Genomic DNA, 16259 nt, shown 5'->3' on the forward strand with positions numbered 1-16259 from the left:
GCGCACCGGCACCCTGGAACACGCGCACCGGAACCCGGAAGACGCGCACAGAGAACCTGGAGGGCCCGCACAGAGAACCCGGAAGGCGCGCACCGGCAGCCCTAGAAGAGCAGCGCGGTGGCGCAGAGGGCCATCGCCACCGTGCACAGGACGGCGGCGCGGGCCTGTCCGGCCGACAGCGCGGCGGGCCGCGCCGCGGTGTCCAGCACCCGGATGCGGCGCTGCGCGACCACCAGGAACCCCAGCCACAGCGCGCAGCACACCGCGCACACGGCGAGAGCGGCCGGCGACAGCCCCCCGTGCAGCGCCGTCCGCACCGCCAGCACCGTGACGACGGTGCCGGCCAGCGTCGTACGCCGCCACGCCAGGCGCGTCCGCTCCGGTTGCAGCCCCGGATCGCGCGCGCCGCTCACCCCTCCCACCCGACGAGCACCACGATCACCATGGCGACGGCCACCACCGCCACCACCGTGCCCAGCAGGGCCGGGAACCTCGACACGGGCAGGTCCTCGCCCCGGCGCATCGCCCGCTCGCAGCGCATCCAGTGGTTCACCGCGCGCAACGCGCACAGCACTCCGGCCCCGAGCAGCGCGAGCGCCAGTCCGACCCGCCAGCCCCAGCGCAGGTCGGGCAGGAACTGGTCCACCGCGAACCCCCCGCCGACCAGGGCCATCGCGGTGCGCAGCCACGCCAGGAAGGTGCGCTCGTTCGCCAGCGAGAACCGGTAGTCGGGAGTGCTGCCCTCCTGCCGCACCCGATCCGGAGCGAACCACAGCCGGACGTTCCGTACGAACTCGATCACGCCCAGGACACTACCGGGCGGACCGGAACTCCCTGAGCCGGTCGTGGGCGGCCAGCCCGTCCGGCACCCACTCCCACCGCGGCAACAGCCGCTCGACCTCCGCCTCCGGCAGGAAGTCGTGCCAGGCGACCTCCTCCGCCTGCGGCCGGACCGGCAGCTCGCAGCGCACCTCGTAGACGGCCGACCACCAGCTCCGGCCGGCCCCGTCGTCGTAGAGGAACTTGAACAGGAAGGCCGGCCGCGGCAGACCGGTGACGCCGAGTTCCTCCTCGGCCTCGCGCAGCGCCGCGTCGTCGTAGGACTCGCCGGCGCCGACGACCCCGCCGACGAACATGTCGTACAGCGAGGGGAACACCAGCTTCGTCGGCGTGCGGCGGTGGACGAAGATCCGCCCCTCGGCGTCCCGCGCCTCGATGAACACACAGCGGTGACGCAGGCCTTCGGCGTACGCCCGCCCGCGCGGCACCCGGTCCACGACCCGGTCCTGCTCGTCGACGATGTCCAGGATCTCCTCAGCGGCGCTCATACCGCCCATCCAACCAGCCCGCGGGGGACGCCTCGGCGTCATGGGCCGGCCCGTCCGCCGCCGTGCCCGCCGCCCTGCCCGTATGCGGCACCGCCACCCCGCCCGTTCGCGCGCCGCCCGCCCGTCACTGCGCCGGCCCTCGTGACCGTCGCCCCGTCCGCCCGCCCATCGCAGCGCCGGCCGTACCGGGAAGCCGTCCGGGAGGGGTCCTCGTCGGTGTCAGCGCACCCGTACGGCGGCCATCTCGCCCCGCGGCACCGGTCCGCACGGCATCGCCGGGTGCAGCCCGAGCAGCACGATGCCCACGACGACCCCCGCCAGCCCCGCCGCCTCCCAGGCCAGCGCGCCCGCGCCGGTGCGCAGCCGGTCGCCGAGGAAGCCCACCCCGCAGACGATCCCGGCCAGCGGCTGGGCGGCGGTCAGCGCGGGCAGGGACATCCGCAGCGGGGCCGTCTCGAACGCGCTCTGCACCAGGACCAGCCCGGTCACCCCCAGCGCCAGCACCGCGTACGGCTGCCAGCCTGCCAGCAGCTCCAGCATGCCGCCGTGACCGAAACGCTCCCCGCTCACCCGGGTCAGCGCGTCCTGCACGCCGTACACCAGCCCGGCCGCCAGCGCCAGCAGCACCGGCCCGGCGGCGAGCCGCGAGCGCTTGGCGCAGGTCGTCAGCAGCAGCGCCAGCCCCAGCATCACCCCGATGATCAGCCACTGCCGGAGCCCACCGGCGCTCGCGCTGCCGCCGCGCGGCTCGCCCGCCACGATGAACGCGCCGACCCCGCCGGCCAGCAGCGCCAGACCCACCCAGCCCTGCCGGCCCAGCGGCTGTCCGGTGCGGCGCCGCGACAGCACCAGCGCGAACAGCAGGTTCGTCGCCAGGAGCGGTTCCACCAGGGAGACCTCACCGAGGCCGAGCGCGAGCGCGCCCAGCGCCATGCCGGCCGCCATCAGGGCGATGCCGCCCAGCCAGCGCGGCACCCGCATCAGGTCGAGCAGCAGCCGGGGCGAGAGGAAGTCCCCCAGGGGCGCCTCCTGCGCGGCGCTCTGCTGGAGCACGAATCCGAACCCCAGGCAGCACGCGGCGCTCACGGCGAGAACAAGAACCAGAACCGACACGCTGGATACCTCGATCATCCGACCGGACGGCGGGTGCGTAGGGGCCGACTGTAGCCGCCCCGCGCCCCCGCCGCTCCGGGTGCGCCCCCGGGAGGGAACGTCTCGCGCCATCGTGGGCGGCCCGGCCCGCCCTCGCCATGGCGTGCGCCACACCGGCGCCGCACGCGTACCCCCCGCGCGGCACCCGGCACGGCCGGGCCGGTCAACTTCAGCCGTCAAAAGTCCAGTTGACGGTTGTCATGGTCCAGTGGCACTTGACGCTGAACGTCGGCTAGGGCTTTGCTGTGCGTCATCGGCCGATCGCACGCCGAAACCGTACCGTTGACGAGGAACCTTGCGGTGCCTTCACCCCCGCCCCTGCTCGACCCCGCCCTGGACGACGCGGAACTGCGCGCCGCCCGGGCCGCGCTCACCCAGGGCCGCCGCCGCGCCGCCCGCTCCCTGCTCGCCCGCACCGGCGACGACTGGGACCGCCGCGGCCACCGGCTCACCGTCCTCGCGGCCGACCCCTACGCCGCCCCGTGGGCCCGCGACTGGCTGCTCGCCGACCCCGGCTCCCCCGACGCCCTCGCCCTGCTCGCCCTCGCCCTGGTCCACCGGGCGCTGCGCGGCCGGGAGCACCCCGACCGGGCCCGCGCCGCCTGCCGGGACGCCGCGAGTCGCGCACCCGCCGACCCCACCCCCTGGCTCGGCCTGCTGATGCTGGAGAGCGAGGGCGGCCCGGCGGCGATCCGGCTGTTCGAGGAGGTCCGGGACCGCTGTCCCGACCACCACCAGGCCCACCACCTGCTGGTCGCCCGGCTCGCCGAGCGCCGCGCCGCCGCCGGCCCGGACCCGCTGCACGAGGTCCACGAGTTCGCCGCCTGGGCCGCCGAGCGCGCACCCGCCGACTCGCCGCTCGCCCTCCTGCCGGTGGTGGCGCACGCCGAGCGCTACCGAGTCCTGGCCGTCCACGGCTTCGCGCCCGACGACCCGTTCGCCTCCGGACACTGGTCGGACGACCGGGCCCGGGACGTGCTGAAGGCCGCCTTCGACTGGTGGCTGGAGTGGGAGCGCGACGACCATCCGCGCCGGCTGCTCGACCTGAACTTCCTCGCCCACGCCAAGGTCTGCGAGGGCCAGGGGGCCGAGGCCGCCGCGCTCTTCCACCGGATCGGCGACCACGCCACCGCCGTACCGTGGGCCTACCCGGACCGCGATCCGCGCGCCGCGTTCCGGACCGCGCGGGCGGCGGCACTCGGCAGAAGCGGACTCCGGGTGGCCGTGGGCCGGTCGTGACACGTTCACCGGAGCGGCGGGACAGCACGAGTCCCCCGGAGCCGGGCCGGACCGAGGCCGGCCGCGGCCGGCGGCCGAGGCCGTCACCCGAGTGACGGCGGGGCCCCGGCCGTTGCTGACCGGAGCCCCTCCCGAGTGATGACGGAATTCTGACGGCCGGCCCCCGCCCCTGGCCCGGCCCGGCGGCCGGGTGCTCGAATGGACGGGTGAACCAGGAACCACCACCGCAGGGCCGCGGCGCGCCGGTCGGCCGACGCGTCTTCCTCGGCACCCTCGCCCTGGGCGCGCTCGGCGTCGCCGCCGCGCCCCCGCTGCAGCGCGGCATGGAGACCCTGCTCGGCAACGCCGCCCAGAAGGACCCCACCGGCCTGACCGGCCTGCTCCCCAACGGCGGTGGCTTCCGCTACTACTCGGTGACCTCCTCGGTCCCGCACAGGAGCGCCACCGACTACCGCCTCACCGTCGACGGCCTGGTCGACCACCCCCGCTCCTACACCCTCGCCGACCTCAAGGCGCTCCCGCAGACCCGCCTGGTCAAGGACGTCCAGTGCGTCACCGGCTGGCGGGTCCCCCAGACCCCCTTCGAGGGGGTGCGGCTGTCGGCGCTGCTGGACGCGGCCGGCGTGCGCGCCGACGCCGGCGCGGTCCGCTTCACCTGCTTCGACGGCGCCTACTCCGAGAGCCTCACCCTCGACCAGGCCCGCCGCGCCGACGTCCTCGTCGCCCTGCGCATGCAGGACGAGGACCTCGGCCACAACCACGGCGGCCCGGTCCGCCTCTACGTGGCCCCGATGTACTTCTACAAGTCCGCCAAGTGGCTCTCCGGCATCACCGTCACAGAGGACGTGCGCCCCGGCTACTGGGAGAAGCGCGGCTACGACGTCGACGCCTGGGTCGGCCGGTCGAACGGACGGGACGATGACCCTACGACTTGATCCGGCCCCGGCGGCCACCACCCGCGTGCGGCGCTTCAGCCGCGCCGAACGCTGGATCCACCGTGCCACCGCCCTGCTGATGGGCGTGTGCGTGGCCAGCGCCGCCTGCCTCTACCTTCCGCAGCTCGCCGAACTCGTCGGCCGCCGTGCCCTGGTGGTGCGCGTCCACGAGTGGGCCGGGCTCGCCCTGCCCGTGCCCGTCCTGGCCGGCCTCGCCTCCCGGGCCTTCCGCGCCGACCTCGGCCGGCTGAACCGCTTCGGCGCGCACGACCGGCTCTGGCTGCGGGCGGCGCTGCGCCGGGACCGGCGACGCGAGTCCCGCCCGGCGGACAAGTTCAACGCCGGTCAGAAGATCTACGCCTCCTGGATCGCCGGGGCCACGCTCGTGATGCTCGGCACCGGGCTGCTGATGTGGTTCACCCACCTCACCCCGGTGCAGTGGCGCACCAGCGCGACCTTCGTCCACGACTGGCTGGCCCTGACCATCGGCATCGTCCTCGCCGGCCACGTCGGCATGGCCCTCGGCGACCCCGAGGCCCGCCGCGGTATGCGCACCGGCTCGGTCAGCCCGGCCTGGGCCGAGCGGGAGCACCCCCTCTGGCGCCGGTGAACCCGGGACGGACCAGGGCCCGCCCGCGCTTCCCGGCGCGGGCGGGCCCTCCTCGTCGTGTCCCCGGACCTCCGGCTAGATGATCAGCGAGAGCAGCAGGACGAGGCCGCCCGCGACCACCGAGATGATCGTCTCCATCGCGGACCAGGTCTTCAGGTTCTGCCCGACACTGACCCCGAAGTACTCCTTGACCAGCCAGAACCCGGCGTCGTTGACATGGCTGAAGAAGAGCGAGCCGGCGCCGATGGCGAGGACCAGCAGGGCCGCGTGGGTGGTCGACATGTCGGCGGCAAGCGGCGCCACCAGACCGGCCGCCGACACGGTCGCCACGGTCGCGGAGCCGGTGGCCAGCCGGATGACCACGGCGATCAGCCAGGCCAGCAGCAGCGCCGGGATCGACCAGTCCTCGGAGATGTCCAGGACCATCCGGCCCACCCCGCAGTCGATCAGGGTCTGCTTGAAGCCGCCGCCCGCGCCGACGATCAGCAGGATGCCCGCGATCGGCGCGAGCCCCTTGTCGACCAGGCCGGAGATCCGCTCCCTGGAGAACCCGGCCGGCCTGCCGAGCGTGAAGATGCCGACGATCACGGCCGCGAGCAGGGCGATCAGCGGTGAGCCGACCACGTCGAAGACGCGCTGCACGGTGTGCTCCGGGTCGTCCACGACGATGTCGACCAGTGCCTTGGACAGCATCAGCACGACCGGCAGCAGGATCGTCGCCAGCGTGGCGCCGAAGCCGGGGCGCCGCGCCAGATCCTCCGACGCGCGCTGCGGGACCAGCCCGTCCGGCGCCGGCACGTCCACCCAACGGGCCGCGTAGCGGGAGAACAGCGGACCGGCGACGACGACCGTCGGGACGGCGACCAGGACACCCAGCGCCAGGGTCACCCCCAGGTCGGCCCCGACCGCGTCGATGGCGACCAGGGGGCCGGGGTGCGGCGGCACCAGGCCGTGCATCACGGACAGACCGGCCAGGGCCGGAATCCCGATCCGCATGAGCGAGTAGTTGCCGCGCCGGGCGACCATCAGCACGACGGGGATCAGCAGTACCACGCCGACCTCGAAGAACAGCGGCAGCCCGATCACCGAGGCGATCAGCACCATCGCCCACGGCATGGCCCGGCCACCCGCCTTGGCCAGGATCGTGTCGACGATCTGGTCGGCGCCGCCCGAGTCCGCGAGCAGCTTGCCGAGGATCGCGCCCAGGGCGATCAGCACGCCCACGCCGGCCACCGTGGCGCCGAGCCCGGCGGTGAAGCTGGATATCGCCTTGTCCAGTGGCGCACCGGCGAACGCGCCCAGCGCGAGCGAGCCGATGGTGAGCGACAGGAAGGCGTGGAGCTTGAACTTGGTGATGAGCAGGACGATGACGGCGATGCCGGCCAGCACGGCGACGCCCAGCCGGGCATGGCCGGCCGAGGTGATCGGCTCGACGGTGTCCGCTGCCAGCATCTCGACTCTGAGTCTGGTCACGGGGTTCCCTTGCAGGTACGGAGTACAGGGCTACGGGTTTACGGGGATGCGGGCAGGGGAGGTCCACTGCGCGGCGGTGGAGGTGCCGGCAGGTACTTCTCGGTGGTGGGGCGCCCGCGGGTACTACACGGCGGTGTCGGGGAGCCGGTCCAGGGCCCGGACGGCCCGGTCGGCGATCTCCTCGGGGCTGCCGCCGACGTCGACGGACACGCCCGCCTCGTCCGCCGCGAGCGGCTGGAGCGTGGCGAACTGGGAGTCCAGCAGCGCGGTCGGCATGAAGTGCCCCCGCCGCTGCCCCATCCGGCCCGCGATCAGCTCCCGGTCGCCCGTGAGGTGCAGGAACAGCACGTCGGGGGCGGCGGCCCGCAGCCGGTCGCGGTACGACCGCTTCAGCGCGGAGCAGCTGACCACGCCGCCCAGCCCCGAGCGGCTGTGTGCCCAGGCCCCGATGGCGTCCAGCCAGGGCCACCGGTCCTCGTCGCCGAGGGGGACACCGTCCGACATCTTGGCGATGTTGGCCGGCGGATGGAACGCGTCTCCCTCGGCGTAGGGAACACCGAGCCGGGCGGCGACCAGCGGACCGATCGTGGTCTTGCCCGTGCCGGAGACGCCCATCACCACGACGACGTGAGGGGTAAGCATGCTGCCTCGCTGTCTTCCTCGCCATCGACGCCGGGCCGTCCGGCGTCGCCCTGTACTGAAACCCATAGGTACGACGAATTCAAGAGTCAGCTTCAAATAAGTCTGACTTTTTGAGCCCGTGACGTACCCCGTACTCTGTGTGCATGACCACACCGGGCCGAGGTCTGCACGGCCATGTACTCGACACCCTCGGCCCCGCGATCACCGCGGGCGAGTACCCGCCGGGCAGCGTTCTGCGCACCGATGAACTCGCCCAGCGTTTCGACGTCTCACGCTCGGTGATGCGCGAGGCGGTCCGGGTACTGGAGTCCATGCACCTCGTCGAGTCGCGGCGCCGGGTGGGCGTGACGGTGCTCCCGCAGAACGAGTGGAACGTGTACGACCCGCAGGTCATCCGCTGGCGGCTGGCCGGCGCCGACCGCCCCCGGCAGCTGCGTTCGCTCACCGTGCTGCGCTCGGCCGTCGAACCGGTGGCGGCAGGTCTGGCCGCCCGGCACGCCACGGCCGAGCAGTGTGCCGAGCTGACCGCGGCGGCGCTCGGCATGGTGGCCCACTCGCGCGGCCACCGCCTGGAGGGCTATCTGCTCCACGACGTGGCGTTCCACCGGGTCGTCCTCGCCGCCTCCGGCAACGAGATGTTCGCCCGGCTCGGCGATGTCGTCGCGGAGGTGCTGACCGGCCGTACACAGCACGAGGTGATGTTCGAGGACCCCGATCCGGCCGCCGTCACCCTGCACGTGCAGGTCGCCGCCGCCGTCCGTGAGGGCGACGCGGCCCGCGCCGAACAGCTGACCCGGGAGATCACGGTGGGCGCACTCCAGGAACTGGACATCCTGGCCCCGTAGCGCGCCCTGCGGCACCCGCACGCCCGGCGCCGGCTGCGGCGCGGATCTCACCGCGGGTTTCACCTGCCGGGGACGTCCCCGGCCTCGGGGAACTCCCCGTCGACGTACACCCAGGCCCCGTCCACCCGCTCGAACCGGCTGCGCTCGCGCAGCGCACCGCCCCGGTGTGACGCCCGGAACTCCACGGTCCCGGTGGTGTGGAACGCCGTGCCGTCCGCGGTCGCCAGGATCTCCAGCCCCGTCCAGCGGGTCCCCGGATCCAGCTCCAGCCGCGCCGGCCGGGTCCGCGGGTGCCAGGTCCGCAGCAGGTAGTCCGCATCGCCGCACACGAACGCGCTGTACCGCGACCGCATCAGCCGCTCCGCCGTCGGCGCGGCGGCCTCCCCGCGGTGGAGCCGGCCGCAGCACGCGTCGTACGGCTCGGCCGATCCGCACGGGCACGCGGCCGGACTCGCGGGGGGAGCGGAACGCGGAGGACGGGCGGGACGAGCGGTGCGACGGGCCATGGCCACCATTGTGCCGCCCCGCGCTGCCCCACCTCGCCGGGGACGACAACGAGCGAGGGCCGCGACTCGCGTCGCGGCCCTCGCCGTTCAAGTGTCCGAGGGGGGACTTGAACCCCCACGCCCGATAAAGGGCACTAGCACCTCAAGCTAGCGCGTCTGCCATTCCGCCACCCGGACAAGGTGTCTGTCGTCGGGGTCTCACCCGCGGCGACGAGGTAAACATTACCAGGCTTTCGGAGGTGCCCGATCACGGGCTGCCCCCGGGGGCGTGCCCGGCCGGGGGCGGGGGAGGGAGGATGAAGGGAACCACCAGCAGCGACAGCGGGAGGAAGCAGCGTGAGCGAGACCGACTCGGCCAGGGGCGTCACCGGCGAGGACGAGGTCGTGGACCTGTGCCGCGAGCTGATCCAGTTCGACACCAGCAACTACGGCGACCACTCGGGGCCCGGCGAGCGCGCGGCGGCCGAGTACGTCGCCGGGAAGCTCGCCGAGGTCGGCCTGGAACCGGAGATCTTCGAATCCCATCCGGGCCGGGCCTCCACGGTGGCCCGCATCGAGGGCGAGGACCCGTCCCGGCCCGCGCTGCTCATCCACGGCCACCTCGACGTCGTACCGGCGAACGCCGTCGACTGGACCCACCACCCCTTCTCCGGCGAGGTCGCCGACGGCTGCGTGTGGGGACGCGGCGCCGTCGACATGAAGGACATGGACGCCATGACCCTCGCCGTCGTACGCGACCGGCTGCGCAGCGGCCGCCGGCCCCCGCGCGACATCGTGCTCGCCTTCCTCGCCGACGAGGAGGCGGGCGGCACCTACGGCGCCCGGCACCTCGTCGACCACCACCCGGACCTCTTCGAGGGCGTCACCGAGGCCATCAGCGAGGTCGGCGGCTTCTCCTTCACGGTGAGCGAGCAGCGACGGCTCTACCTCATCCAGACGGCCGAGAAGGGCATGCACTGGATGAAGCTGACCGTCGCCGGCACCGCCGGGCACGGCTCGATGATCCACCGGGACAACGCCATCACCGAGCTGTCGGAGGCGGTCGCCCGGGTCGGCCGGCACACCTTCCCGGTGCGCGTCACCAAGACCACCCGGGCCTTCCTGGACGAGCTCGGCGACGCCCTCGGCACCGAACTGGACCCGGAGGACATGGAGTCCACCCTCGCCCGGCTGGGCGGCATCGCCAAGCTCATCGGCGCGACCCTCAGCAACACCGCCAACCCCACCCAGCTCGGCGCCGGTTACAAGGTCAACGTCATCCCCGGCGAGGCCACGGCCCACCTCGACGGGCGGTTCCTGCCCGGCCACGAGGAGGAGTTCCTCGCCGACCTGGACCGCCTCCTCGGCCCCCGGGTCAGCCGCGAGGACGTGCACTCCGACAAGGCGCTGGAGACCTCCTTCGACGGCGCGCTGGTCGACGCCATGCAGTCCGCGCTGCTCGCCGAGGACCCCACCGCGAAGGCCGTCCCGTACATGCTCTCGGGCGGCACCGACGCCAAGTCCTTCGACGACCTCGGCATCCGCGGGTTCGGCTTCGCCCCGCTGAAGCTGCCGCCGGAGCTGGACTTCGCCGGCATGTTCCACGGTGTCGACGAGCGGGTGCCGGTGGACGGACTCCGGTTCGGCGTACGGGTGCTCGACCGCTTCATCGACGCCTCCTGAACCGCCCGCCGGTCTGAATTCTCCCTCGGGAAAGGGACTTCAGTTATTCGGTCGCGTGTACGGAAAATGACTGGGGAGAGTGAATGCGACCATGGGCTCGTAGCCCCAATATCCCCTCCTCGTTACTGGTGACGTGGTCCGCTGCTTGGGATCGCATTGCCAACAAGGAGGAATAATGATCAAGAAGGTCGTCGCTGCTGCGGCTGCCACTGGTGGGCTGGTTCTCGCGGGCGCGGGCCTGGCCGTTGCCGACGCGGGTGCTCAGGGTGCCGCCGTGCACTCCCCGGGCGTCGCCTCCGGCAACGTCGTTCAGGTGCCCGTGCACATCCCGGTGAACGTCTGCGGCAACACGGTCTCCGTGATCGGGCTGCTGAACCCCGCCTTCGGCAACACCTGCGTCAACCAGTGACGTACGCCCGCTGAGGGGGTCGTCCACATCGGCGGCCCCGGGGCGTGCGCCATGCGCTCCGGGGCCGCCGGTTTTTCAGAAACTGATGTCACGAACATTTCCGTGAGTGTCGAGGACGGACGGAAGCAGGGATTCAGCATATGCGACAGGTCACCCGGAAAGGCCTTATGACGATGGCGGCGGCCACGGGGGTGATCGCCGCCGCAGGCGGATACGCCCAGGCCGATTCCGGTGCCATGGGGGCCACCTCGGATTCCCCCGGCGTGCTCTCCGGCAACACCGTGCAGGCGCCGGTGAACGCCCCGGTCAACGTCTGCGGGAACACCGTGGACGTCGTCGGCATCCTCAACCCGGCGGTCGGCAACTCGTGCGCCAACACCGGCTCGGCGCACACCGGCACCGGCGGCAGCGGATCCGGCAGCTCCGGCAGCGGCTCCGGCAGCCAGAGTGAGCAGGGCGGCTCAGGCACGCACGGCGGCTCAGGCACGCACGGCGGCTCAGGCACGCACGGCGGCTCCGGGGCGCACGGCGGCTCCGGGGGCGCGCAGGCGGGCGGACACACCGGCGGTTCCCCCGGCATCGGCTCCGGAAACCACGTCCAGGCCCCGATCGACGTGCCGGTGAACGTGTGCGGCAACAGCGTGAACGTGGTCGGCGTCGGCAACGGGGCGTTCGGCAACGACTGCGAGAGCGGCCCGGGCGTCCACCACGGCACGCCGCCGGGCGGCTCGAAGCACCAGCCCGGCACCCCGGGCGGTCACGACGCCCCCGGCGGAGTCGGCAGCCAGGGCGAGCCGGTCCAGGCCGACGCCCCCGCCCCCCGGCATCTGACGCCCACCGGTGCCTCCTCCGCGGCTCGGGAGACCGGTCCGGAGCAGCTCGCGCACACCGGCGGCGACGTCCCGCTGGGGCTCGTCCTGCCCGCCGGCGCGGGCGCACTGCTCGCGGGCACGATCCTCTACCGCCGGGCCCGCCAGTCCGTGTAGCACGGCACACGACGAAGCGGGGTCCGGCCACTTCGGCCGGGCCCCGCTCCCGTCTCGGCTCACCACGTGGCGCGCACCTGGCGGATGATCCGCCGGCGCAACCGCACCTTGCGGCTGCCGTCGCGCAGCAGGCTCAGACGGTGCAACTCCCAGTGTCCGTACTCCGCATGGTCCGTCAGCAGACGTGTCGCCTCCTTGCGGGAGACCCCGCGCGGTACGAACACGTCGACAAATTCGTATTCCGGCATCGCATCTATTGTGCGGGCCGGCCCCCGGTACGGATAGCGTCTGCACTATGTCTGATGCTGCGCAGCCCACCGCTGCCGAGGTACGCGCCGCCGCCGAGGCGGTCAAGACCGCGCTCGACCGCCACCTGGCCGCGGTCGAACGCCGGTCGGGCGAGGACGACCCGGCCGTCTACGAGGCGTTCAACGAGCTGGCCGCGGCCGCCGAGGTGTACGACGAGCTCCTCTACGACCGGTACGACGAGGTCACGCCCTTCGAGATCCCCGCGGCGGAGGACGCGCTGCCGCCCTACGCGGGGCCCGAGGAACCGAGTGCGCTGAGCGTCCTGATCCGCCGCGACTACACCGTGGGCGAACCGCAGCGCCTGCTGGCCCAGGCGCAGCGCGTGGAGGCGGCGGACGACGAGGACGGCGCGGACACGGACACCGTGCCCGGGGCGCTGGGGGTGCTCTTCGGCGAGTACGAGCCGGACGAGATCGCCTCCCGGCACAAGGAGTTCGGCCTGGAGGAGGGCGACTCCACTCTCTGGGTGCTCGCCGCGGAGGAGGCCGCCGAGCCCGGCGAGTGGCTGGAGACGCCCTTCGAACAGCTCGATCCGCAGCGCGTGATCTGCCGGTTCGACGTCAGCGCGGTGTTCGACGACGCGGACGACGGGCTGGAGCGGGCCCTCGACGACGAGGACGGGGACGAGGCGGACACCGAGGACGACGGCGACGCCCTGGACGACGAGGACGCCGTGGACGGCGAGGACGTGGCGGACGTCGAGGAGCCGTAGGCGCGAGGGGCGCCCCGGAAGGGGCGCTCCCGGTCTTTCTCTCAGGGCTGGGTGCGCAGAAGGGCCGGCAGGCGGGTGGTGCGGGGCTTGGCCGCAACTCCGGCGACCGCCGCGGCAAGGGCCTGCTCGACACCGTGCACGACGGACAGATGGCGTTCGGCGCGGCCGAAGGCCGTGTACACCCAGGGGCGGGACAGCAACGGGGCCGCATCGCCGGGCAGCACCACAACGGCCGCCGGCCAGCGGCCGCCGACCGCCTGGTGCGCGGTCAGCGCCCACCCGTGCCGCACGGACTGCTCCACCCGCTCCTTCGGTACGACGACGGAGGTCCCCGCGCACGTCAGGCGCAGTCCCTCCGCGTCGGCCCCCACGACCTGACCCGGGACCGTACGGCCCGGCGCGGGGGAGTAGGCGATCCGGTCGCCGGGGTCGAAGCCGGCGAACCGGCCGGGGCCGGGATTCAGCCGTTCTTTCAGCGCGGCGTTGAGCGCCCGGGTGCCCGCCGCGCCTCCGTGGCCCGGCGTGATCACCACCGTCTGCTCCGGTGGCACCCCGAGGGCCCGGGGCACCGAGTCGGCAACGAGCTGCACCGTCCGGTGCACGGCCTCACCGGCGTCCCGCACCGGCACGATCACGATCTCCTTGCCGGGAGCCGCCACCTGGTTCAGCTCACCGACGCCGATCCCGGAGACCAGTTCACCGACCGGCCCCGGGTCGGGGGTGCGGGAGGCGATCTGCGGGCACGCGCGCGCGGTGAGCAGATCGGCGAACACCCGGCCCGGACCGGCCGACCACAGCAGCGCCGGGTCCCCGCTGAACACCAGCCGGGCCCCGTCCGGCAGCGACTCCGCGATCACGGCCGCGCCCTCCACGTCCAGCTGGGGCGCGTCCAGCACCACCAGGAGGTCCACGGCCAGCGCCCCGTCGGCGTCCCGGCCGGGTCCCTCGGCTCCGGAGAGCAGGTCGTGCACGGTGACGACGGTGCCGTCCTCGGCCCCGTCGAGCAGATCCGTGAGCCGCCGCGCGCCGTCCGGGGTGTGGCAGGCCGCGACCGCGCGCAGGCCCAGGGAACGGGCCGCGGCGACCAGCGCGGCCGGTTCGGCACGCGCCGCCTCGCCGCCGGTGTGCAGCACGAGGCCGTGTCCGGCGACGGCCCGGATCAGCTCCGCCGCGCTGCCGGACGCGTCGGACGCCGCCCGCTCCCACCGGGCGGTGTCCTCCTCGCTGAGCGAGTTGGCGATCCGGGTCAGGCCGTCGGCGAGGCTCTCCTCCGCGAGCGCGTACCGCTCCAGACCGACCAGCACCCGGACCGGGCGGGCCTCGCCGTCCTCGCCGTCCTCGTGGTCCGTGTCGCCCTCGTAGCCCGCGTCGCCTCCGTCTCCTCCGCCGACGGGGGTCCGTTCGCGGTCCCCGGGCCGCTCGGAGCCCTCGGACGGCCGCGGGGCGGGTGCGGTCGGCGTACCGGGTTCGTCCAGCGCGTCCTGGAAGACCAGCGCCTCGCCCTCCGCAAGGGTGCTCTGTACGGCCGCGTCGGCGTCCGGAACGCCCTGCCGGCCCAGCGCGGCGGTCAGCGCGGGCAGCTCCAGCGCGGTGTGCCCGGCGAGGGCCGCCTGCTCCAGCAGCCACACCGTCACCGCGCGGCCCCTGCGCTCGTCGTCCGGGCGGCACTCCGCGCCGAGCAGGGCCCGCGCGAACCCGTCGGCCTGTTCGGGCCGCACACCGGCGACCCGCAGCAACTGCCAGGGGTCCGACCGCAGCGCGTCGTCGGCGCCATCACCGAGCGCGGCGGCGACCTGCGGGGCCAGTGCCTCGGGTGCTCCGCCGGACGCCAGCACCGCCCGTACCGCGGCGACGGTCTGCGCGGCGGGCGCGGGGGCGGCCGCGGCTCCGGCGGCCACCGGCTGCGGGCGCCGTGCCGGCTCCGGCGCGGGGGCGGGGCGGCGCGGCGCGGGCTGTGGCTCGGCGAACACGGTGCTCGGCGGTTTCGCCCCGCTCTCCACGGCCCGCACGGCCGCGAGCAGATCGGCGGCCGTCCCGCTCAGTGCGGTCCCGCTCGCGATGGGCCCCGCCTTCTCGGCCTTGCGCCGCTCGATGCGTTCCCGCTCCAGCCGCTGGGCGGCGAGTTCGGCCTCCGCCTCGGAGAGCTGCGCCGCGCCGCCGTCCCCCGCGGCCGACCCGGCGCCCGCCGCGCCGGCTGTCCCCGCCGCGCCGGGCTCCTCCGGCGGGTCCGCTGCGTCCGGCGAGTCCGCCGAGTCCGACGCGTCGGACGTGTCCCTCGGAGCCCTGTCGCCGCCGCCGGTCGCGGGTTCCGGCAGCCCCGGGGCCTCCGGCTCCGTGTCCCGCGTGGTCTCCGGTTCCGTGCTCACAGCGTGCTCCAGTCGTGATCGGGATAGCGGTGCACGGGCGCCGACACATCGTCGAGCGCCCGGCAGATCTCGTCAGGAAGACTAAGCGCCTCCACTGACAAAGCCGCCGTGAGCTGCTGCGCGTTGCGCGCGCCGACGACCGGGGCGGTCACTCCGGGCCGGTCCCGCACCCAGGCGAGCGCGACCTGCAGCGGGGTGACCGCGAGCCCGTCCGCCGCGGTCGTCACCGCGTCCACGATCCGGCTCGCGGTGTCGTCCAGATACGGCTCCACGAACGGCGCGAAGTGCTCCGAGGCGCCCCGCGAGTCGGGCGGCAGGGCGTCGCCCCGGTACTTCCCGGTGAGCACGCCCCGGCCCAGCGGGGAGGACGGCAGCAGCCCGATCCCGAGGTCCCGCGCGGCCGGCAGCACCTCGCGCTCCACGCCGCGCTGCAGCAGCGAGTACTCCATCTGCGTACTGGCCAGCCGGGTCCGCGCCCCCGGCGCGGCCAGCTGCCAGGTGCCCGCCTTGGCGAGCTGCCAGCCGCAGAAGCCGGACACGCCGGCGTAGCGCGCGCGGCCGCTCGCGACCGCTATGTCCAGCGCCTGGAGGGTCTCCTCCAACGGGGTGTGCGGATCGAAGGCATGCACGTGCCACACGTCGACGTGGTCCGTGCCCAGCCGGTCCAGCGAGGCGTCCAGGGCCGCGAGGAGATGCCCGCGGGAGCCGTCGACGCGGCGGTCCGGGTCGGGCACGCTGCCCGCCTTGGTGGCGATGACCACCTCCCGGCGCGGAACCAGCCCGTCGATCAGCCGCCCGAGCAGATACTCGGCCTCCCCGTCGCCGTACACGTCCGCCGTGTCGACGAGGGTGCCGCCGGCCTCCCAGAAGGTCTTCAACAGGTCCGCGGCGTCATGCTCGTCGGTGTCCCGGCCCCAGGTGAGGGTGCCGAGCCCGATGCGGGACACGCGCAGGCCGGTCCGGCCGAGATGCCTCTGCTCCATGAACGCCGAGATTACTGGCCAGATATGCGCCGTGGGTTGCCTGTGGACAACGGAATTCCCGCCCGGTGGGCCCCGCTGCGGCGCACCGGGCCGGTCCCCGGG

The 16259-nt window shown here is 74.1% G+C and carries 18 protein-coding genes and 1 tRNA gene; 8 read left to right on the forward strand and 11 right to left on the reverse strand.

Annotated features, from left to right (window positions below):
• Positions 1-101: 101 nt before the first annotated feature.
• The 4 genes from ACSLTV_RS09555 to ACSLTV_RS09570 form a co-directional block, all read right to left on the reverse strand.
• Positions 102-413, reverse strand: coding sequence for a DUF202 domain-containing protein (locus ACSLTV_RS09555; RefSeq protein ID WP_432134586.1), 312 nt, complete (start codon positions 411-413; stop codon positions 102-104).
• Positions 410-802, reverse strand: coding sequence for a YidH family protein (locus ACSLTV_RS09560; protein WP_432134585.1), 393 nt, complete (start codon positions 800-802; stop codon positions 410-412). The genes ACSLTV_RS09555 and ACSLTV_RS09560 overlap by 4 nt, the downstream gene beginning before the upstream one ends.
• 10 nt (positions 803-812) lie before the next feature.
• Entirely contained in the window at positions 813-1328 is a 516-nt protein-coding gene (locus ACSLTV_RS09565) for an NUDIX hydrolase (RefSeq protein ID WP_432134584.1), read from the reverse strand.
• A 219-nt stretch (positions 1329-1547) separates the two neighbouring features.
• Positions 1548-2441: a DMT family transporter gene (locus ACSLTV_RS09570; RefSeq protein WP_432134583.1), complete on the reverse strand. Its 894-nt coding sequence runs from the start codon at positions 2439-2441 to the stop codon at positions 1548-1550.
• 339 nt (positions 2442-2780) lie between these two features.
• On the opposite strand from ACSLTV_RS09570, the gene ACSLTV_RS09575 reads away from it, so the two are divergent.
• The 3 genes from ACSLTV_RS09575 (at position 2781) to ACSLTV_RS09585 (ending at position 5264) form a co-directional block, all read left to right on the forward strand.
• Complete coding sequence (locus tag ACSLTV_RS09575; protein ID WP_432134582.1) at positions 2781-3719, forward strand: hypothetical protein; 939 nt, start codon at positions 2781-2783, stop codon at positions 3717-3719.
• 206 nt (positions 3720-3925) lie between these two features.
• The gene (locus ACSLTV_RS09580; protein WP_432155675.1) at positions 3926-4654 is read left to right on the forward strand and encodes a molybdopterin-dependent oxidoreductase; all 729 of its coding nucleotides are present in this window, start codon (positions 3926-3928) and stop codon (positions 4652-4654) included.
• Positions 4638-5264, forward strand: coding sequence for a cytochrome b/b6 domain-containing protein (locus ACSLTV_RS09585; RefSeq protein ID WP_432155676.1), 627 nt, complete (start codon positions 4638-4640; stop codon positions 5262-5264). Before ACSLTV_RS09580 ends, ACSLTV_RS09585 begins: the two co-directional genes overlap by 17 nt.
• Positions 5265-5339: 75 nt before the next feature.
• On the opposite strand, the gene ACSLTV_RS09590 is transcribed toward ACSLTV_RS09585, so the two are convergent.
• Complete coding sequence (locus tag ACSLTV_RS09590) at positions 5340-6737, reverse strand: GntP family permease (protein WP_432134579.1); 1398 nt, start codon at positions 6735-6737, stop codon at positions 5340-5342.
• 123 nt (positions 6738-6860) lie between these two features.
• Entirely contained in the window at positions 6861-7379 is a 519-nt protein-coding gene (locus ACSLTV_RS09595) for a gluconokinase (protein WP_432134578.1), read from the reverse strand.
• Positions 7380-7522: 143 nt separating this feature from the next.
• Between ACSLTV_RS09595 and ACSLTV_RS09600 the strand changes: the two genes are divergently transcribed.
• The gene (locus ACSLTV_RS09600) at positions 7523-8224 is read left to right on the forward strand and encodes a FadR/GntR family transcriptional regulator (protein ID WP_432134577.1); all 702 of its coding nucleotides are present in this window, start codon (positions 7523-7525) and stop codon (positions 8222-8224) included.
• A gap of 59 nt (positions 8225-8283) precedes the next feature.
• Here the strand turns inward: ACSLTV_RS09600 and ACSLTV_RS09605 are convergent, their stop codons facing one another.
• Positions 8284-8730: a YchJ family protein gene (locus tag ACSLTV_RS09605; RefSeq protein WP_432155678.1), complete on the reverse strand. Its 447-nt coding sequence runs from the start codon at positions 8728-8730 to the stop codon at positions 8284-8286.
• Between the two features lie 92 nt (positions 8731-8822).
• Positions 8823-8907: transfer RNA gene (locus tag ACSLTV_RS09610), tRNA-Leu, on the reverse strand.
• Positions 8908-9066: 159 nt separating this feature from the next.
• On the opposite strand from ACSLTV_RS09610, the gene ACSLTV_RS09615 reads away from it, so the two are divergent.
• The 3 genes from ACSLTV_RS09615 (at position 9067) to ACSLTV_RS09625 (ending at position 11787) form a co-directional block, all read left to right on the forward strand.
• Positions 9067-10392: a M20/M25/M40 family metallo-hydrolase gene (locus tag ACSLTV_RS09615; protein WP_432134575.1), complete on the forward strand. Its 1326-nt coding sequence runs from the start codon at positions 9067-9069 to the stop codon at positions 10390-10392.
• 175 nt (positions 10393-10567) lie between these two features.
• Entirely contained in the window at positions 10568-10801 is a 234-nt protein-coding gene (gene chpH, locus ACSLTV_RS09620; protein ID WP_432134574.1) for a chaplin ChpH, read from the forward strand.
• Positions 10802-10941: 140 nt separating this feature from the next.
• Entirely contained in the window at positions 10942-11787 is an 846-nt protein-coding gene (locus tag ACSLTV_RS09625; RefSeq protein ID WP_435611972.1) for a chaplin, read from the forward strand.
• 59 nt (positions 11788-11846) lie between these two features.
• On the opposite strand, the gene ACSLTV_RS09630 is transcribed toward ACSLTV_RS09625, so the two are convergent.
• Complete coding sequence (locus ACSLTV_RS09630) at positions 11847-12035, reverse strand: DUF5703 family protein (protein ID WP_432134572.1); 189 nt, start codon at positions 12033-12035, stop codon at positions 11847-11849.
• A gap of 47 nt (positions 12036-12082) precedes the next feature.
• On the opposite strand from ACSLTV_RS09630, the gene ACSLTV_RS09635 reads away from it, so the two are divergent.
• On the forward strand, positions 12083-12808 hold the full coding sequence (locus tag ACSLTV_RS09635; RefSeq protein WP_432134571.1) for a hypothetical protein: 726 nt from the start codon (positions 12083-12085) through the stop codon (positions 12806-12808).
• A gap of 41 nt (positions 12809-12849) precedes the next feature.
• Here the strand turns inward: ACSLTV_RS09635 and ACSLTV_RS09640 are convergent, their stop codons facing one another.
• Positions 12850-15174, reverse strand: coding sequence for a helix-hairpin-helix domain-containing protein (locus ACSLTV_RS09640; RefSeq protein WP_435611973.1), 2325 nt, complete (start codon positions 15172-15174; stop codon positions 12850-12852).
• Positions 15171-16157 carry an aldo/keto reductase gene (locus ACSLTV_RS09645; protein ID WP_432134569.1) on the reverse strand — a complete coding sequence of 329 codons (987 nt, stop codon included), beginning with the start codon at positions 16155-16157 and terminating at the stop codon, positions 15171-15173. The genes ACSLTV_RS09640 and ACSLTV_RS09645 overlap by 4 nt, the downstream gene beginning before the upstream one ends.
• Positions 16158-16259: the final 102 nt, after the last annotated feature.

The organism is Streptomyces sp. bgisy159, assembly GCF_965341775.1.
Classification (GTDB): Bacteria; Actinomycetota; Actinomycetes; order Streptomycetales; family Streptomycetaceae; genus Streptomyces.